At 36.2% G+C, this 20,195-nt stretch carries 15 protein-coding genes and 5 pseudogenes; 10 read left to right on the plus strand and 10 right to left on the minus strand.

The annotated features are described in order from the left end of the window. The 7 genes and pseudogenes from luxD to BTN50_RS08055 all read left to right on the plus strand — a co-directional run bounded on the left by luxD (position 1) and on the right by BTN50_RS08055 (position 6,953). Complete coding sequence (gene luxD, locus BTN50_RS08025; protein ID WP_096619746.1) at positions 1–930, plus strand: fatty acid reductase transferase subunit LuxD; 930 nt, start codon at positions 1–3, stop codon at positions 928–930. Between the two features lie 46 nt (positions 931–976). Continuing rightward, positions 977–2,065 carry a luciferase subunit alpha gene (gene luxA, locus BTN50_RS08030; RefSeq protein ID WP_096619747.1) on the plus strand — a complete coding sequence of 363 codons (1,089 nt, stop codon included), beginning with the start codon at positions 977–979 and terminating at the stop codon, positions 2,063–2,065. A gap of 170 nt (positions 2,066–2,235) precedes the next feature. Continuing rightward, positions 2,236–3,210: a luciferase subunit beta gene (luxB, locus tag BTN50_RS08035; protein ID WP_096619748.1), complete on the plus strand. Its 975-nt coding sequence runs from the start codon at positions 2,236–2,238 to the stop codon at positions 3,208–3,210. Between the two features lie 152 nt (positions 3,211–3,362). Next, positions 3,363–4,478, plus strand: a complete 1,116-nt coding sequence (gene luxE / locus BTN50_RS08040; RefSeq protein WP_096619749.1) for a long-chain-fatty-acid--protein ligase LuxE — start codon at positions 3,363–3,365, stop codon at positions 4,476–4,478. A gap of 23 nt (positions 4,479–4,501) precedes the next feature. Further along, on the plus strand, positions 4,502–5,203 hold the full coding sequence (gene fre / locus BTN50_RS08045) for an NAD(P)H-flavin reductase (RefSeq protein ID WP_161493002.1): 702 nt from the start codon (positions 4,502–4,504) through the stop codon (positions 5,201–5,203). A gap of 316 nt (positions 5,204–5,519) precedes the next feature. Beyond that, a pseudogene (locus BTN50_RS08050) lies at positions 5,520–6,363 on the plus strand (IS5 family transposase). A gap of 329 nt (positions 6,364–6,692) precedes the next feature. Beyond that, complete coding sequence (locus tag BTN50_RS08055; RefSeq protein WP_096619751.1) at positions 6,693–6,953, plus strand: FAD assembly factor SdhE; 261 nt, start codon at positions 6,693–6,695, stop codon at positions 6,951–6,953. Between the two features lie 246 nt (positions 6,954–7,199). Here the strand turns inward: BTN50_RS08055 and der are convergent, their stop codons facing one another. The 6 genes from der to rodZ all read right to left on the minus strand — a co-directional run bounded on the left by der (position 7,200) and on the right by rodZ (position 14,062). After that, positions 7,200–8,672, minus strand: coding sequence for a ribosome biogenesis GTPase Der (gene der, locus BTN50_RS08060; RefSeq protein WP_096619752.1), 1,473 nt, complete (start codon positions 8,670–8,672; stop codon positions 7,200–7,202). Positions 8,673–8,797: 125 nt separating this feature from the next. Next, a complete protein-coding gene (gene bamB / locus BTN50_RS08065) occupies positions 8,798–9,958 on the minus strand; it encodes an outer membrane protein assembly factor BamB (RefSeq protein ID WP_096619753.1) in 1,161 nt (386 codons plus the stop codon). Beyond that, complete coding sequence (locus BTN50_RS08070) at positions 9,948–10,580, minus strand: YfgM family protein (protein WP_096619754.1); 633 nt, start codon at positions 10,578–10,580, stop codon at positions 9,948–9,950. Before BTN50_RS08070 ends, bamB begins: the two co-directional genes overlap by 11 nt. A 13-nt stretch (positions 10,581–10,593) precedes the next feature. Then, positions 10,594–11,862: a histidine--tRNA ligase gene (hisS, locus tag BTN50_RS08075; protein WP_096619755.1), complete on the minus strand. Its 1,269-nt coding sequence runs from the start codon at positions 11,860–11,862 to the stop codon at positions 10,594–10,596. A gap of 50 nt (positions 11,863–11,912) precedes the next feature. Continuing rightward, a complete protein-coding gene (ispG, locus tag BTN50_RS08080; protein ID WP_096619756.1) occupies positions 11,913–13,037 on the minus strand; it encodes a flavodoxin-dependent (E)-4-hydroxy-3-methylbut-2-enyl-diphosphate synthase in 1,125 nt (374 codons plus the stop codon). Between the two features lie 14 nt (positions 13,038–13,051). Further along, on the minus strand, positions 13,052–14,062 hold the full coding sequence (gene rodZ / locus BTN50_RS08085; RefSeq protein ID WP_096619757.1) for a cytoskeleton protein RodZ: 1,011 nt from the start codon (positions 14,060–14,062) through the stop codon (positions 13,052–13,054). 553 nt (positions 14,063–14,615) lie between these two features. On the opposite strand from rodZ, the pseudogene BTN50_RS08095 reads away from it, so the two are divergent. Both BTN50_RS08095 and dinB read left to right on the plus strand, forming a co-directional pair. Beyond that, a pseudogene (locus BTN50_RS08095) lies at positions 14,616–15,521 on the plus strand (IS5 family transposase). A gap of 165 nt (positions 15,522–15,686) precedes the next feature. After that, positions 15,687–16,745, plus strand: a complete 1,059-nt coding sequence (gene dinB, locus BTN50_RS08100; RefSeq protein ID WP_096619758.1) for a DNA polymerase IV — start codon at positions 15,687–15,689, stop codon at positions 16,743–16,745. Positions 16,746–16,826: 81 nt separating this feature from the next. On the opposite strand, the pseudogene BTN50_RS11575 reads toward dinB, so the two are convergent. Beyond that, positions 16,827–17,342: pseudogene (locus BTN50_RS11575) on the minus strand (transposase); the annotation flags it as partial. A gap of 483 nt (positions 17,343–17,825) precedes the next feature. On the opposite strand from BTN50_RS11575, the gene BTN50_RS08110 reads away from it, so the two are divergent. Beyond that, positions 17,826–18,362 carry a chorismate--pyruvate lyase family protein gene (locus tag BTN50_RS08110; protein ID WP_096619759.1) on the plus strand — a complete coding sequence of 179 codons (537 nt, stop codon included), beginning with the start codon at positions 17,826–17,828 and terminating at the stop codon, positions 18,360–18,362. A gap of 80 nt (positions 18,363–18,442) precedes the next feature. Here BTN50_RS08110 and BTN50_RS12695 read toward each other — a convergent pair. The 3 genes and pseudogenes from BTN50_RS12695 to BTN50_RS08115 all read right to left on the minus strand — a co-directional run. Then, a pseudogene (locus tag BTN50_RS12695) lies at positions 18,443–18,705 on the minus strand (IS5/IS1182 family transposase); the annotation flags it as partial. Positions 18,706–18,750: 45 nt separating this feature from the next. Next, positions 18,751–18,890, minus strand: a pseudogene (locus tag BTN50_RS12525) (IS5/IS1182 family transposase); the annotation flags it as partial. 404 nt (positions 18,891–19,294) lie between these two features. Beyond that, complete coding sequence (locus BTN50_RS08115) at positions 19,295–19,903, minus strand: riboflavin synthase subunit alpha (protein ID WP_096619760.1); 609 nt, start codon at positions 19,901–19,903, stop codon at positions 19,295–19,297. Positions 19,904–20,195: the final 292 nt, after the last annotated feature.

The following is a 20,195-nucleotide window of genomic DNA, read 5'->3' on the forward strand; positions in this document are numbered from 1 at the left end:
ATGGAAAATTTAGAAAATACTACTATGATTAATCATGTAATTGATCTCGGTAGTAATAAGTCAATCCGAATTTGGGAAACATTGCCAAAAATAAATACTAAAAAAAGAAAAAATACAATTATTATTGTATCTAGTTTTACTAAAAAAATGGATCATTTTTCAGGTCTTGCTGAATATTTGTCAAATAATGGTTTTCATATTATTCGCTATGATTCATTACATCATGTTGGATTAAGTAGTGGCAATATAAATGAATTTACAATGACTGCAGGTAAAAACAATTTACTCACTATTATTAATTGGTTAAAGACTAGGGGCATCAATCAGTTAGGTTTATTTGCTGCAAGTTTATCTGCGCGTATTGCTTATGAAATTGCAGCTAGTATTAAGTTATCTTTTTTAGTCACTGCTGTTGGTGTTATTAATTTAAGAGATACACTTAAACGTGCACTTAAATGTGATTATTTGCAGTTGGCAATTGAAGATTTGCCAAAAAGTTTTAATTTTGAAGGTCATAATTTTGAAGCAAAATCTTTTGTAGTTGATTGTTTAAATAATAAATGGGATACACTAGAATCAACAAAAAATAAACTTAATAATTTAGATATACCATTTATTATATTTACCGCTAATAATGATAATTGGGTGAAAGAATCTGAAGTAATTGAACTTATAGATAACATTCATTCCGACAGATGTAAAATTTATTCTTTAATTGGTGGTTCTCATAACTTAGGCGCAAATCTTGTTGTATTAAGAAACTTTTACCAGTCAATAACTAAAGCTGCTATTGTAGCAGATCATGGTTCTGTAGATATAGATATTAATATTGATATTAATGAACCTCAATTTGAAACGTTAACCACAGTAACGGTTAATGAACGTCGATTAAAAAATAAAATAGAAAGTGAAATGCTTAGCATTGTTTAACTATTAAATAATCCTAAAGCAGTATATGAAATAAGAGGAAAATATCATGAAATTCGGAAATATTTGCTTTTCATACCAGCCACCAGAAGAAACCCATAAACAAGTAATGGAACGTTTTATTCGACTTGGTGTGGTATCAGAAGAGCTTGGTTTTGACACTTATTGGACGCTTGAACACCATTTCACAGAATTTGGACTCACTGGTAATCTCTATGTTGCGTGTGCAAATATACTAGGGCGCACTAAAACGCTCAAAGTTGGTGCCATGGGTGTTGTTATCCCTACTGCTCACCCTGCGCGCCAGTTAGAAGACCTTCTTTTATTAGATCAACTCTCCAAAGGTCGTTTCAATTTTGGTATCGTTCGTGGATTATATCATAAGGATTTTCGAGTTTTTGGAGTAAACATGGAAGAATCACGTGAAATCTCGCAAAACTTCCATGAGATGATGATGGAAGGTACGCAAACTGGTTCGATACATACGGATGGTACACACATTACCTTCCCAGATGTTAAGGTTTATCCAGAAAAATACTCTAACATTATAGCCACACGCATGACAGCAGAATCAGCAAGTACAACAACTTGGCTGGCAGAGCGAGGTTTGCCAATGGTACTGAGCTGGATTATTACAACAAATGAAAAAAAAGCACAAATGGAGCTTTATAATGAAATTGCGGAAGAAAACGGACATGATATTCATAATATTGACCATTGTATGACATTTATTTGTTCAGTTGATGAAGATGGTGATAAGGCGAGTGAAGTTTGCCACAAGTTTCTTGAAAACTGGTATGATTCTTATGTTAATGCTACAAACATCTTCAATGACAGTAATCAAATTCGTGGTTATGATTATCATAAAGCTCAGTGGAGAGACTTTGTGCTTCAAGGTCATACTGATACTAATCGTCGTGTTAATTATAGTCACGACATTAATCCCGTGGGTACACCAGAAAAATGCATAGAGATTATTCAACGAGACATTGATGCTACAGGAATTACAAATATTACTTGTGGTTTTGAAGCTAATGGTTCTGAAAATGAAATAGTAGCATCTATGAAACGGTTTATGACTCATGTTGCTCCATTCTTAAAAGAACCAAAATATGAAATGCAAAGGACTGTTGCATAGATATTTGGCTCTAAACTGAAGATATATTATTACATTTTATTATTTAACTATTACATATTACACTTAAATATGCTTGGCGATCTTTTTTTATGAATATAATTAATATAAGTCTATTAAGATCGCCTTAATAGCATTATTTCATGGTATTTTTTATAAAAAAGGCATTTATAATGAAATTCGGACTTTTTTTTCTAAATTTTCAACTAGATAATAGCTCAGAAGAAGTATTGGATACTATGATCAATACAGTATCATTTATTGATAATGATAATTATCATTTTGATAATGTTTATATTAATGAACACCATTTTTCTAAAAATGGTATTATTGGGTCACCCATTACAGCCGCAAGTTTTTTACTGGGACTAACAAAAAAACTTCATATCGGTAGTTTAAATCAAGTTATTACAACGCATCATCCTGTACGTGTTGCTGAGGAAGCAAGTTTACTTGACCAGATGTCTGATGGACGATTTATCTTAGGTTTTAGTGACTGTAACTCTCAATTTGAAATGACATTTTTTAAACGAGAATTGACATCCCAACAATTACAATTTGAAGCATGTTATGATATTATCAATGAAGCTATAACAACAGGTTATTGTCAAGCAGAAAATGATTTTTTTAATTTTCCTAAAATATCAATTAACCCACATTGTTTTACAGAAACTGGGCCAAAACAATATGTTATAGCTACAAGTGAAAGTGTTGTCAAATGGGCTGCAAAAAAAGCTATACCATTAACATTTAAATGGGATGATAGTTTATTAACCAAAGAAAAATATTCTTCTTTATATAATATGACGGCAAAAGAACACCATGTTGATATTTCAATGGTAGAACACCAATTACCACTTATTGTTAATATTAATGATAATGGATTTTTAGCACGTGAAGAAACAAAAAAATACCTAGCAAGCTATATTGCTGAAGCATACCCTGACCATGATCAAGAGATAAAAATTGGTGAAATTATTGATGAAAATGCTATCGGAACAAATGATGATTACTATGATTCAACATTGTTAGCAATATCTAAAACAGGTGCTAAGCGAATATTACTATCATTTGAATCCATGGGTGATAATAGTAAGATGCTAAGCGTTATTAATGAAATTAACAAAAAAATAATAAATAATATGTAGTACTAACTATTCTGCATATAGATTAAAATAATCAAAGCTAGGAAGTAAGATACTTATTATCTGTGGTGATTCCGGCCTGTAGTCACCACAAATATTTTAATATAATAAATATTTATTAATGTATATAACCCTTATATTAATTTGGTGGTTTTATGGTATTTAAAGCAAAAACTCAGAAATTAGACATCATCGTTAGCTCTGAATTAGATGATCTTATTTTTATGAGTAACCCAAATATGTGGACACTAGAAGAGCAAGAAGAAATACGAAATCGTCTTATTAAAATGTCTTTTGATTATCACTTTAAAAATAACGAACATTACAGAGCATATTGTCTTTTACAGAATGTAGATGAAAATATTAAGTCTATTGATGATATTCCTGTTTTTCCCACATCAGTATTTAAAAGCCTTAAATTTCATACTGCAAAAGAAAAAGACATTGAAAACTGGTTCACAAGTAGCGGAACAAGTGGTATAAAAAGTTATATAGCAAGAGATAGACTAAGTATTGAACGGTTACTGGGTTCTGTTAATTATGGAATGAAGTATATTGGCAATTGGTTTGAACACCAGATGGAATTAATTAACTTAGGACCTGATCGTTTTAATGCTGCTAATGTATGGTTTAAATATGTGATGAGTTTAGTTGAACTATTATACCCAACAGCATTTACAGCATCAGATGCTGAAATTGATTTTGAAGGAACAATTAAACACTTAGAAAGAATAAAATGTTCTAAAAAGACAACGTGTTTAATCGGACCTCCTTATTATATATTTCTTCTTTGTCGCTATATGCAGAAAAATAAAGTTAATTATAAAGGAGACGATCAGATCTATATTATTACCGGAGGAGGATGGAAAAAAAATGAAAAAGAATCCTTAAGTCGAGAAGATTTTAATAAGCTCTTGATTGATACATTTCAGCTGACTAGCGTAAAGCAAATTAGGGATACTTTCAATCAGGTGGAATTAAATACTTGTTTTTTTGAAGATGAAAATCAACAAAAGCATGTTCCTCCTTGGGTGTATGCAAGAACTTTAGATCCTAAAACATTGTTACCATTAGCAAAAGGAGAAGTAGGATTAATGAGTTATATGGATGCGTCATCAACCAGTTACCCTGCATTTCTCGTAACAGATGACATTGGTATTGTGCGTGAAAGCGATGAGCATCATTCAGGCACAACGGTAGAAATTATTCGTCGTTTAAGTACACGTGGACAAAAAGGTTGTGCATTAATTATGTCTGAATCACTAGCGTAAATAATGAGGGCTGTTGAATGAGAATGAATTGCCAAATTAATGCAATTATTCCTCTCGCAAAGTATATATATAAAGTAAAATTGCGTCCAGATTGCTGTGTTGCATTTAAGGCCGGACAATATATTACTACAGAAATAGAGTTAAAGAAAAAACATTTTTCAATTGCTAGCAGCCCTTTTGAGCTTGATACCTTAGACTTACATATTGGTAGTTCGATATTAGATGAATCAACTGTATTAATGTTGAATATGTTCCAAGACCACTTTGAAAAGGGTAAGGGTATTGATATTGAAGGGCCATATGGTAATGCGTGGCTGCGAAAGGAAAATGGACGTCCTATTTTGCTGATTGCTGGAGGTACTGGTATTTCTTATACATATTGTATATTAAAAAGCTGTGTTTTACAAAAATTGCTTCAACCTATTCATATGTATTGGGGCGTAAAAAATTATAGTCTCTTATATATTCATGATGAATTAATGGACTTAAGTAAACAGTATAACAATATTCGATATATTCCTGTGTTAGAATCTTTCAATAAAACTAAATCATACAAAACTGGAACTGTTTTAGATGTTGTTATGCAAGAGTTTAACTGTTTAAAAAATTATGATATTTACTTATGTGGCTCTGTAGAAATGATTAAATCTATACACCAAAACTTATGTAAAGAAAAAAAGGCTCAAGAGAGTCAGATGTATGCTGATGCTTTTGACTATTTATAGTAAAAATTATTGATGCTTTTATAGGCTCTATGTCCTAAATAAGGAAACTAAGTCACTAATCTGTTCATAGGAACATTGTAATCCCTTAGAAACAATGTCCTATGAACAGATTTTTGAATCGGAGCATTGCCGTCTCTAATAGGAAACAGTTATGGTAACCATACCTTATTTACCAATAATTATGAGTTTTATTTTCTAAATCAGGAAACTAAAGCATCAATCTACACTCTAAACAACTAAGTTCACTTAAATATTTAGATTTATGAGCAAATTTAACTACAAAATAACCAACTAGCAATAGTATAATCAAGCTTTAATCACTCATAGCTCACTAATATTTTGGATTGGTGAAGGAAAACCATTCAGCTATAGAATCAAAACTAAGCAGAGTGATCATGAGAGACTTTATTTATTTAATGACTTAGCCATTACGCCGGCTTTCATTATTAACCGTATATTTTCAATACCATTAAGAGGTCTGCAAGAATTCATTAATTATAGTTTCAAACTTGCTCGACGGTCTTTACTGTGCCCTCACTATTCAGCATTAGCAAGCAATCCCAAACGGTTAACGTCACAGCCAAAGTAAAAATTAAAGAAATCATTCCGTACTTAGTCATTGATTTTACAGGGCTAAAAGTCTACGGTTAAGGCTAATGGAAAGTAAAAAAGCATAGCACTAATGGGAAACGGCTAGTCTAGCGCAAATTACATTTAGTGATAGATATAAATACGCATGAAATCATTCCGCTAAGTTAAATGCGTCCAATATAACTAACAGTGAAGTGCTACCTAGCTTACCAAACAGACCCGCTGAAAAATCAATGAAATATCAGCCAATAGTGCTTATTATACCATACGATATTACAAAACCGATCGTATTAAACGAGCGTTTCCCACTCACACAACCAAGAAACGAAGCAACTTTTTAGGAATGAGATCATCCACATAATTTAGCGGTGAATTACCATACAAGGTATGCTTACGATAAGCGTTCCCTATCAAAACCGGTAATCTTACGAGTCAAACAACTACTTGGAGAGACATTGTTGATCCTAAGCGATTACAATGCCCAAATTGGCGAAATCTACACGATGATAAAAGCGTTAAATAAGCTGACTCGGCTAAGTATGTTTAAAATGAAAACGCACATTGAATAGTGAATCATTTTGGAGTTTGCTATCTGAACTCGAATTAAAAAACAAAACCCATATAAGAGGTACTACTTCTATGCGTTCATACACTAAGCTATCATGAATTTTATCGTATTAAATTTAGAGTTTTTATTTTAACTATTGGTTAAAAAAGCTTCATAAGCTACTACAATATCATTAATAGTTACTAAATGAAGCCTTTTCAATGATTAGTATATGTGGATATGGGATACTTAGATCACAAGGTCAGAAAATGTTGATCTATGTAAATAGCTTCGCTGACTTGGCAATGATATTATTTGTGAAAGAATCCAGTAATATTTAATGAGGTAATAATGCTGACCACGCAAGACAAACCACGGATCAAATGGGCGTGCCGTCGTGGTATGCTGGAGCTGGATATGAGCATTATGCCTTTTTTTGAAGAGTGTTTTGATCATTTAAGTGAATCAGAAAAATACAATTTTATTGCTTTATTAGAGTATGATGACCCAGATCTATTCGCATGGCTAGTGGGCCACACTCACAGTGAAAAGCATGAACTTTCGTCTATAATAGAAAAAATTATTGCATACAATCGAAGCAAGCTGCATTAGTTAACCGATCAGTATTCCCCGTTATCTAATCTGATGTTTGGCGGCAAGGTGTAAGTGCAAGTAATTACCTTTCTATTATTTACAAATACAGTTCTCACTTAAAGAAAATAAAAACATTCAAAGAAACGAGTGAATCATTTTTTACTGTGGCTCCTCTCATAAAATTGCAGGTTTTTTAACGCTCCAAATAAATGGCAAGTTTTCAAGCTTATAACTGAAAGTTGATTGAGCATACACCAAATTTATTTACTTTTTATAACGCTTTTTAACTATATTTAGCAAATGTTTATGCTGACGCGATTGCGAAATGGTTAATTTATTAGTTTTACTTTCAAATGGATTTTCACCACTTTGGAACTGAATACGAATAGGAGTACCCATAATTTTCAGTGATTTACGAAAATAATTCATTAAATAACGTTTGTATGAATCAGGTAAGTCTTTGACTTGGTTACCGTGGATAATAAAGATTGGCGGATTATAGCCCCCAGCATGCGCATATTTCAACCTCACACGCCGACCACGAATCATTGGCGGCTGATGATTATCTTGCGCCATATTCATTATCTGTGTGAGCCTAGCAGTACTGATGCGCTTTGTTGCAGACTCATAAGCTTCTTGAATGGACTCAAACAAATAACCAATACCGGTACCATATAAGGCTGAGATAAAGTGAATGCGTGCAAAATCAACAAATCCTAAACGACGGTCTAGCTCAGACTTAACACGATTCTTCACATCTTTATCCAAACCATCCCATTTGTTAACTGCAATGATAATTGACCGCCCTGCGCTTAATGTAAAGCCTAATAAGTTCAAGTCTTGGTCTAAAAGGTTGTCACGCGCATCAATCACTAAAAGAACAACATTTGCATACTCAATCGCTTTCAGGGTTTGAATAACAGAGAACTTCTCTACTTTTTCGTTAACACGTTTACGACTACGAACACCGGCAGTATCAATGACTACATATGCATGATCATTACGTTCCATTGGAATATAGATAGAATCACGGGTAGTGCCTGGCATATCAAAAACAACGACACGCTCTTCGCCAAGTATACTGTTTGTTAGAGTTGACTTTCCTACGTTTGGACGACCAATAATACCCAACTTAATGGGGCTACTTTGAAAACGTTCAAACGCACTTTCCGTACTCTCTTCTGTTAATTTTTTATATGCTTGTGCCAAGTCAACAAGATCTTTTTTTTCATTTTTAAGCATCAAGTCTGCATATGGCTTAAGAGCACGATCAATGAGACCTAATACCCCACGGCCGTGTGCTGCTGCAATTTGAAACATGTACTTCATACCTAACTTCCAGAACTCTGCACTTGCAGCATTTGCATCAATGCCATCAATCTTGTTTATAATAAGAAAGGTGTTTTTTTTACGTGAGCGTAAATATTGAGCAATCGCTTCGTCAGCAGCAATTAAACCAGCTCGTCCGTCAACCATAAATAACACAATATCCGCTTCTTCAATTGCGGCCAATGACTGTTCTGCTACCTTGACTTCGACACCTTCTTCGGTGCCATCAATACCACCAGTGTCAACCACAATAAACTCGCGCTCACCCAGCATTGCCTTTCCGTATTTACGATTTCTGGTTAATCCAGAACAATCAGCAACAAGCGCATTACGTGTTCGTGTTAACCGATTAAAGAGTGTAGACTTCCCAACATTAGAACGCCCAACAAGGGCTACTACAGGAATCATGCTGACCTCTAAAAATTTTTTATTTATGAATAAAAGCGACTCCTAACCTCTTAAGATCAGGAGCCTAATATTTTTATTACGTTTAATACTCAATGTGTTGAATTAATTTAAGTATTGTATGTTAACTATGGCATCTGTTTTTTGCTAACGTTGCCGTCACGTGTGACAACAATATAACCGTCATCAACAAGCACAGGTGCCACAGCAATGCCACTATTATTTAGTTGTTGCTGGGCAATAAATTCACCAGATTTTGGGTCTAACCAATGCAAATATCCCTCACTGTCCCCAACAACGATATAACCAGAAATAGCAACAGGAGGAGTAAGTTGACGATATTCAAGTTTGTTATTTGACCAAATTTCTGTACCATTGTGCACATTCACTGCTACCACATGATCTTTATTAGTAACAAGGAATAAGTAGTTACTAACAACCAAAATATCAGTCGACGAACTATACGGGCGCTGCCATATTTGGTGACCGGACCGTAAATCAATAGCTACTAGCGACCCATTGTAACCCACCGCATACAGCAATGAGTCATAAATAACAGGAGTCGCATCCACATCTACAATGCGATGAATTTCCCTTGCGCCTTTTGGGCTTGCAATGGTTTGCTGCCAGATTATATTGCCATTTTCAATAAAAGCTGCACCGAGACGTCCATTTGCCATGCCCCAAAATACACCGCCAGAGATCGAAACAGGAGAACTATCACCACGAAGCGTTAGATTAGGCACTTCATTTAAAATCCTCCAGCGTTCTTTACCTGTATCAGCTTCATACGCAGCAAGTACACCATGGCTAAAGTTAACCACAATAACCCCTGCATCAGCCAATGGTTTTGATAAAATCTCACCGCCAGTTTTAACATGCCAAACAATATTGCCTGTTTTTTCATCCAGTGCAATCAAATCACCAGTTTCCGTCCCCAAATAGAGCCTGCTGTATGATGCTGTTATACCACCAGAAATTAATGCTGGCACGTCTTTACCAAGATTGACGCTCCACAGTACTTTACCATTATTAACATCTATCCCACTAACAGTGCCATCTCGATCTGCTGAAAATACTTTTTCGTATGCAAATGCGAGAGTCAAATGACTAAAATATTTACCGATACCATTTCCAACTTTAGAAGACCAGAGAGATATTGGGATGAATTCACTGTCAATAACAGGCAAAGGCGCCATTTGAGTCGAATTTTCTTCACTCGCACAACCAGTAATCAGCGTACCAAATAAGATTGCTGCAGCAAAGTGTTCCCATCGTTTACTCATCATAATCAGACCTTATAGGAGACAGATTATCAAGTTTCATCTGAACAACTGGGTTTGTTGCAGCAGCAATTGACGCAACATATGCAGAACGCGCTGCCGTAGCATCACCTTTACGCAGCTCAATATCACCACGCAGCTCTTCTACTTGAGCAGTCCAGCTTTCTCCCGTTATTTTGTTTAGTTCTTGCAATGCCGTATCGAAATTTTTTAATTCGGCTTCAACACGTGCTAAACGAAAAGAAGCAATTGTGTTAAGCATTTTATTTTTTGACGTTTGGGCGACACGAAATTGCTCAGCAGCTTTGCTTAATTCATTTGTTTCTACAAAAAATTTTGCCAATTGCAAAGATGCAAGAGACACATACGCCTCTTCTTTTTTACGCTCGTCTATAAAGGTTGCCACTTTTTTTTCAGCATTTGCATCTCCAGCAACTAAAGAACTAACTACTAAGTTATATATTTCAGAAGTTTGTTCACGATTAGTTTCTTGCTCTGTCTGAAAATAACGCCATCCATACAAGCTACCCAGGCAAGTTACTACACTGAGGCAGACTACTTTACCATTGTTTCGCCACCACTGTTTAATTGCTACAACTTGTTGTTCTTCTGTGGTGTAGACGTCCACGTTATATCCTCTCTTAAACTAATTTGCCTAATTTTTCAGCTATATCGTCCTGAGAAATGGTTCGTTGCTCTCCTCCTCTCAGGATTTTAAATGTTACCTCATTTTTCGCGACTTCATCTTCACCAAGTACTAGAACAACTGATGCTCCAATTCTATTAGCTCGCTTAAATTGTTTTTTAAAATTACCGCCACCGAAGTGCATCATTATACGCAATCCAAAAATATTTTCGCGCAATGTTTCTGCGAGTTTCATTCCGGCAGCAAGCGTACCTTTACCAGAAGTTACCATGTAAACATCAACCACATGGCGGGTTGCTCTTAACTCAAGAGTTTCCATAAGCAGCACAAGACGCTCCACTCCCATAGCAAAGCCTACAGCTGGTGTTGCTTTACCGCCCAATTGCTCAACAAGGCCATCATAACGACCACCACCACAGATGGTGCTTTGTGAACCTAAGCTCTCCGCAATCCATTCGAATACGGTACGATTATAGTAATCAAGACCACGAACTAATTTTTCGTTAACTGTATATTGAATCCCTGCCTCGTCTAACAGCTCACACAAACCTGCAAAGTGCTGCTTTGACTCATCATCCAAATACTCAGATAACTTCGGAGCATCTGTTAATATCGCTTGGATCTCAGGTACTTTTGTATCTAATATACGTAACGGATTATTATGCATACGGCGCTTACAGTCATCATCCAACACAGGCTCATGCTGCATCAAAAAATTAGTCAACTTTTTACAATAACTTGCACGCGATTCTAGCGAACCAATTGAATTTATTTCGAGACGAACGTATTTAATTACGCCCAACTTGCGCCATAAACGCGTGGTCATCATGATTAATTCCGCATCCACATCAGGGCAATGCAGGCCAAAGACTTCCACACCAAATTGGTGGAATTGACGGTAGCGACCTTTTTGTGGGCGCTCGTGACGGAACATAGGACCCATATACCACAGACGTTGTTCTTGATTATGCAATAGACCATTTTCTATGCCTGCACGTACACAACCCGCTGTACCTTCTGGACGCAGACTTAAACTATTGCCATTGCGATCTTCAAAGGTGTACATTTCTTTTTCTATCACATCGGTAATTTCACCGATAGCACGCCTGAATAAATGTGTCATTTCAACGATCGGCATACGCACTTCGCTGTAGCCGTATGCACTAATAACATCTTTAACTGTGCCTTCAATTTTTTGCCAAAGTGGAGACTGTGTAGGGAGGCAGTCGTTCATACCTCGAATTGCTTGAATTGATTTTATCACTTTAATTCTCGTAACCGACCCGATATTTTAGCGTAAAGTCAATAGGATGCTTACTTCCGAGTATTTACGTCTATGTGAATGCGATTATTGTCATCCAACATTGCAGCTTTTGCCCGAATTTTTGCTTCCAACTGATCAATCAAATGGTCATTATCAAAACGTTCTTTTTGGCGTTTTCCATCATTATAATATGCACTGCGCTTCTTACTACCAGCCACACCAATATGAGCTATTTCAGCTTCACCGGGACCATTTACGACACAGCCAATAATAGAAACATCCATTGGAATTATAACATCTTCCAAACGTTGCTCTAGCGCATTAACGGTAGCAATAACATCGAACTCCTGACGGGAACAAGTTGGGCACGCAATAAAGTTTATGCCACGCGAACGAATGCACAGCGATTTAAGAATATCGAAACCCACTTTAATTTCTTCCACCGGGTCAGCGGCCAAAGAAATACGAAGAGTATCACCAATACCTTCAGCTAACAGCATACCTAGGCCTACTGATGATTTTACAGAACCTGCACGAACACCTCCTGCCTCCGTAATGCCAAGATGAAGAGGCTGCTCAATACGTTGAGCTAGCTGTCGGTATGCTTCAACAGTTAAGAAAACGTCAGATGATTTCACGCTCACTTTGAATTGTTTAAAGTTCAAGCGATCTAAAATGTCAACATGACGCATGGCTGATTCAACCAATGCCTCTGGTGTTAGCTCACCGTATTTTTTTTGTATATCTCGTTCAAGTGAGCCTCCATTTACACCAATGCGGATAGGGATATTTTTATCACAAGCAGCGCCAACCACAGAACGAATACGTTGTTCACTACCAATATTACCTGGATTTATTCTCAAGCAATCCACACCATATTCAGCCACACGGAGGGCAATACGATAATCAAAATGAATATCTGCCACCAAAGGCATAGAGGTTTGCGCACGAATAAGCTTAAATGCTTCTGCTGCCTCCATTGTGGGAACAGAAATACGCACGATGTCTGCACCAACGTTTTTTAAAATTTTTATCTGCGTAACCGTAGCTTCCACATCAGTTGTACGAGTATTAGTCATTGACTGAACAGCTATTGGTGCACCATCACCGATTGGCACACCGCCCACATAAATACGCGTTGACTGACGACGCTTAATAGAACATTTGGTATGCATTAATGTACTCTAAATTACTTCGGAAGGCTCAAACGGACTACTAAACGTGGAGGATAGCTACTAAGATCAATTTTTTTATTATTATAAACTAAATTGACAACAGATGGAGCGCCTAAAATAACTTTAAGCGGTGGCTTACCAAACAAGGTTAATGTTTCACCTGCTGTTTGGATGCCAGCAACTAAACGTGTCCCGTTTGCATCACGTACATTCACCCAACAGTCAGCACTAAAAGTCATGGTAAGCGGAACGAATGAATTAGCGGCTTGATTCTTAGATGTCGTTGCAATAGCGGGCATTAACACTGTTTTAGTTGTCGTTTCAGTTTTTGTTACTAATGGGGTTCGATGAGATTCAGCCGTTTGAGCTGTTGCTGGCTTAGACAACACAACATTAGTGTTATTTGTTATCGCTGTAATGTTTTCGCTTGGTATCACTGCCGTGCTTTTCACTACAGACGTCACCCCTACACTATTTTTAATCGCTTGCGATTCAACAAGATCAGAATCTATTTCATTAACGACTATGTTCGTTTCATTTTCGGTTTCTCCTTCCTTCTGTACAAAAATATTAGCAGCATCTGGAAGGATGGGCAGAGGAACATTTTGTTGATTCTGCCACCACCACAGTATTGTTAAACTTACCGCTACCGCAAAAATGAACCATGTTAAACCCAGCACACGACTATCCTGTTTTTCAAGACGCATTTTACGCGAAAAACTTTGCATTTTTTGGATAGAATTTTCTTCTTTTTCTTCGGCTGTCTGAAAATTGCAGAGCAGTAAGTCTGCATTGAGTCCAAGCAGTTTTGCATAGGACCGAATATAGCCACGCGTAAACGTAACAATTCGTTTTTTATCGTAAAAATCATCTTCTAATTCTTGGATAACAGACGCGCGGAGTTTCAATCGATTCGCAACATCTTGTGCAGATAAACCCAACGCTTCTCTTGCTTCTTTGAGCATGGCGCCTAAATGCTTTGTCTCAATGTTTAACAACTGCTCTTTGTTTTTTTCAATATTCATTCGCTAAGTACAATCTATATTCTTTCGATTGAGGGAATTATTTAGTAAATACTCTTACGTATAGAACCACTTCATGAGGTTGCTCTGCCTTTACTTTTAACTCTATCATTGTCAGCAAACTACTAAAATGATACTTATAACTTTCATGAAAATGGAATAAGCGTAATCTAGCTTCTGTCAGTTCACTATCAACCAGTTCATGTCATGCAAGCTGCAGCGTGAACAACCAATAGTTTAGTACATGAACGATGTTTTTTACAATTATCATTCGGCTCCATCGCATTCTCCTACTTCTTGAAAATAATGGGTAAAACGGATCAATACATGATAATAGGTAGACGTAAATTGAACCGCAGTTTCAAAGTTCATCATGTTTTTTTTCACTGACTTACCTTCAAATAAGTAAACTAGAATGCACTTAGAAGCTCAGGAACTAGAATAGTATCAAACTTTCAACCATTTTGCTCCTCTGTTAGGATCTGTTTTTTAAATAAGCGAGCTAAATCATAAATCTACGTGTTAAACAGCTAGATTCACTTAAATGTTTAAATTCATGGACAAATTTCACTATAAAAAACCAACTGGAAGTAATATAATCAATAGTGGTTCACTAATTTTCGAGGTTGATGCAAAAGCCACTCAGCTATGGAATTAGAATAAGCGAGGTAATCATAGAAGACCTCGTTTATTTGGCGACTGAACCATTACGACGACTTTTGTAGTAAAACGCGTATTTTCAATGCCATTGAGAGGGTCTGCAAAGATTCATTAACTCTGTTTTCAAACTTGCTCAACTACCATTGACATGCCTTGATAATTCATGCATTAATAAGCTAGCTAAAACGGTTAACATCATGTTCAAAATGAAAGCTAAAGGAATCATTCAACAATTCACCATTGATTCTACAAAGATAAAAATTTACGGCCAAAACGAATAGCAAGTTAAAAAGCATAGTACTGACGGTAAATGTTAAGCCTGGCACACGTTAAATTTAGTGGTAGATATAAATACGCACGGAATCATTGCGGCTGAATTACGTTAATTAAATGTGACTGATGGTGAAGTACTGTCTAACTGACTCAAAACAGACCCACCGAAGAGTCAATGAAATATCCTACGATGGTGCTTACAACACCAGACAATGCTGCAAAATCGTTCGTATTAAACTAACGATTCCACTGATCCCACACAAAAAATAATTTTTTGAAAACGGATTCACCTGCGTAATTTAGTGGTCAGTTATCAAAAGTTATATGGTTCAAATCAGCATAAAAAAATGAGTATGATTACCATAGATGTTCCCTATAAAAGACGGCAATCTTTCGAATCGAAAAGTTCCTTAGAGAAGCATTGAACTTAAAAGATCACAATACTCAGGTTAAAAAAACCTCAACAATAATAAAAGCATTAAATAGGATGACAGAGCTAAGTATGCTTAAAATAAAAGCAATTGTCTAATAGTGAATCATGTTAGGACTTGCTATATGCACTTTAATTAGGAAGCAAATTTTCTCCTTAAAGTTATTTGTATTTAATGCTTTTTCATTCAATTGACATCATTGTATTAAGCCACAGATAATGCATACTATTCATATATACATCATTTTTAAATAGTATCTTCCTATGAAAAAGATCATCCATATTGATATGGATTGTTTCTACGCTGCTGTAGAGATGAGAGATAATCATTCTCTTCGAGGAATACCGCTCGCAATTGGTGGCTCAGAAAAACTTCGAGGTGTTATATCTACCTGTAGTTATGAGGCTCGAAAATTTGGAGTGCGATCAGCAATGGCAACATCGCATGCACTAAAGCTTTGCCCTACATTGAAGGTGATTCACAGTGATATAAAAAAGTACAAAGCCGTATCTATACAAATTAGGGCTATTTTGGGACGTTACACAGATAGAATTGAGCAACTTTCCTTAGACGAAGCGTATTTAGATGTTAGTGACTCTTCACTTTTTTACGGTTCGGCGACACTCATCGCCGGAGATATTAGACACACAGTCAAACGCGAGCTTGGTTTAACGGCATCTACTGGTATCGCTCCGGTGAAATTTATTGCCAAAATAGCTTCTGATCTTAATAAACCTGATGGTACATTTGTTATTACTCCAGATGGCGTTGAGAACTTTGTGAAAACATTAGCATTGAAAAGGATTCCTGGCGTTGGAAAAGTAACAATAGCAAAGCTCTATGCAATGAATTTATACAAAGGAGAAGATGTGCAAGCATATGATAAGAATGCATTATTAGTTCAGTTTGGTAAATTTGGCCAATCTCTGTGGAATAGTTGTCATGGTATTGATACTCGCGAAGTCGAAACAAACCATATTAAAAAGTCTATTGGTGTTGAACGTACATTACCCAAAGATATCCAATCTGAAGCAGAATGCTTGTATGTGATGAAATTACTATACGCAGAGATGAAAGTACGGTTAAAACAAGCATGTCCTGATTTATTAATCGCACGACAAGGCGTCAAATTAAAGTTTTCAGATTTTCAACAAACCACGGTAGAGCATCGACAATGGCGCTATAATACTGATGTGTTTCCTGAATTGATGCATGAAGCATTATCACGGCAAAAAAATCGTAGGGTGAGGCTGATAGGTATTACGGTAGGATTACTTGCTACCAATAAAAATAAGACCTCACAGTTGAGCTTTGATTGGTAAATAAACGAGTAACTATTGAAGATGCTTGATATCCTAATAATGGCTTTGTTGTCTAATTCGAGTTTAGATAACATTGAATCGGTCAGCCACATTGAATGAACTTAACTCAGCAGCAATGATGTCATGCGTATTTATATCTACCACTAAGTGTAATTTACATTACACTCGCCATTTTCCATCAATGTCATGTTTTTGATCTTTTATTTTTTTTCACCATAGACTTTAAGCCCCGTAGAATCAATTGCTAAGTGCTGAATAGTTCCTTCATTCTTCGTCTTAAATATGACGTTAACCATTTTGGCTCACTTGCCAATGCATGAATAGTAAAAGCATAATAACGGCAATGAAGCAAGTTTAAAAAACAGAATTAATGCATTCTTGCAGCCCTCTCAACGGCGTTAAAAACACTCGTTTCACCATGAAAGCCATCGCAATCGCTAAGTCACTAAATACACGATGTCTCCCACGATTACCCGGCTTAATTTGGTGCCATAGCTACACGTCTTCTTCATCGAGCCAAGATGTTAGTGAGCTACTATTCATTAAAGCTTGATGATACTCCTTCCAGTTGGTTGTTTTGTAGTGCAGCTTGTTCATAGGCCTGAATATTTCAGTTAGCCTAGCTGTTTAAAATGTTAATTGAAAATCTAGTTCCCTGATCTAATAAATAAAGCAGTTACCATAAACGTTCCTTAGCAGAGATAGCAATATTTCAAGCCAACAAACTGCTGGGAGGGGACATTAAGCCTAAGGGATCATACTGATCAAATGAGCGAAACCTGCGCTATGCTAAAAGCGTTAAATAAACTGACAGGACTAAGCCTACCTAACACGAAACCAATTATTTAATAATGAATCATATTGAAATTTACTATTGGAACTGAAATTAGAAAATAAAGCCCATTTTGCATGCTGAAAAAATGACATTTAATATCAATTATAGCTATAATAATCAGCATGAGTGTAGACATTGCACCCGAAGAATAATTTATTGAAGACAGAATTTAAAATAGCACATTAATCATTATTAACCTAATCTCCAAAATTTTCATATTTTTTTGCTTTTTGGTTCATGCGGAAATGTTAGATTCCAAACAATTATACGTATCAACCCTAATAGGGGTGAATTGGGAGACTCCAGATTGGACACAGTTGAAGACAACAGACAAAGGTAAATGGCTACTTGAACGTCATTCGATGACAAAACGATTGAAGTTGTGTTGCGCAATACTTGACGTAGAAGTGTTGAGTTTGCATCGATGTGACGTGAAGACGCTGACAGAAAGTGAGCGCAATTTATTAGGATACGAAGTATGCTTAGTACGAGAGGTTATTCTTTCCGGTGACAATGCTCCTTGGTTATGCGCACGTACTTTAGTCCCAATGTCAACACTAACGGAACAAGAAGCTGATATTGCACAGTTAGGTGCGGTGCCATTGGGTCAGCGTGTGTTTACTCAAGCTAACGCGCGACGTGATACTATCGAAGTGGCAACGGTCAACATTGATGGAAATATTCTATTGGCGCGTCGTTCCAGGCTGTGGGTAAATGACAAACCTATGCTGGTATCTGAATTATTTTTACCTCGAGCTCCAATGTATCAGGAGGATAACTAAAGAGATGCGATTGAGATGGCTTTATTTCTTAATTCGAGTCCAAACACCAAATCCCAATATGATTCACTATTAAACGATGTTTTTGTTTTAGGTATACCTAACCCGGTCAAATTATTTAACGCTTTTATCATACCGTAAGTTTCCCAATATGCACATTATCATTTCTTCAGCTCAATGTCCCTCCTAGTAATTTTTTGACTCAAAACATCCTGTCTCTGATAGGGAACGTTTGATGAGTGGAAGTCCTCGTTGAATATGAACTATTTCGTAACATTATCTGGTTTGGGGATGCTCCATCGCCTGATATTCCATTAATTCTTCGGCGGGTCTGTTTGAGCAAATTTTAAAGCAGATTGATGAATCCATGCAGACTTTTTCATAGTATTCAAAATACGAGTTTAACCGCCAGTGCCATAATAATGATTAAGTTACTAAATAAACGAGGTCTCCCAAATTACCTGGCATAATTTGACGTCATAGCTGCAGGTCTTTTTCATCCATCTAGCATGTTACTGAGCCACGATTGATTAAAGCTTGATTATACTGCTTCTAATTAGTTGTTTGGTAGCTAAGCTTATGTATAAACCTGAATCTTTAAGTGAACCTAGCTGTTTAGAACGTAGCTTGAAAATTTAGTTCCCTAATGTAGGAAATAAAGCCACTTAAATCAATTTTATAACAGAACTCTTATCCGTATTCTGGTCATTACATTAATATTATTGTGTACATGAATAGTAACGATTAAAATTTTGCAACAATTGACCGACATGCTTTAACGCAATTGATTTGCACTTTGAAAGCTATAATTAGCACATAACATTTAATTAATATCTTGATACAGACGATGAATCCATTGTTTTAATTCAGTAGTTAGAAGAGCAAAAGCCAACGCATCAATAGGTTCTTGTGTTAAGCACTAAACGTATGAGTACTTAATTTTTAACGGCCAAGACGCGCTCAACAGTGTCAACAACTGCCTGCGTCTGAGGATCTATTTCAATATTTAACTTATCCCCCACCTGTCGCCGCCCTATATTAGTTCTTTGAAGTGTCTCAGGAATCAAGTTAACGCAGAAGTGATTTTTTTTAATCTTACCAATGGTCAGACTAATACCATCTATGCCAATATAGCCTTTTTCAAGCACATACTTTGTGGTGTTACTAGGTACTTCAATCCAAATTTGATAGGCGCTTTCAGTCTTAATGACTTCAACAATATCAGCCATACATGTGATGTGACCTGACATACAATGCCCACCAATTTCGTCGCCGAATTTAGCAGCACGCTCAACATTGATTCTTTCACCCACCTTCAACTGGCCTAGATTAGTCAATGCCAGAGTAACTTGCATAAGATCAAACCAAACAATGTTATCATCAATGCTAGTAACCGTTAAACAACAACCATTATGTGCAACGGATGCTCCCAATGCCAACTCTGCTAATATCTTTCGTGGAAAAATCACAGCATAACGTTGGAAATTAACACTTTTGACAATTTTAATAATTTGACCTGAACTTTGAACAATACCAGTGAACATTGCTAGTCCTTTTTATGTGCTTTGCACTGCGAACATTTTATAGTAATGAAGTAATTTTAAAAGCATAGTGTAAAGAATAAGTTAGAAAGATACAAAACTTCTCCTCTTTCATCTGCATCGAATTAAACTCACGAATAACCTATAAAATAGGGCGTTTTCAAGGGCTTTATTCCCTGATTCGAGTTCAGGTAACCAGTCTCAACATGTTTAACTATTAGACGAGCACTTTCATTTAATACATACTTAATCCGGTCAGCTTATTTAACACTTTTATCACGGACTAAATTTTGCT

This window comes from Candidatus Enterovibrio altilux (assembly GCF_002381345.1).
Taxonomy (GTDB): Bacteria; Pseudomonadota; Gammaproteobacteria; order Enterobacterales; family Vibrionaceae; genus Enterovibrio; species Enterovibrio altilux.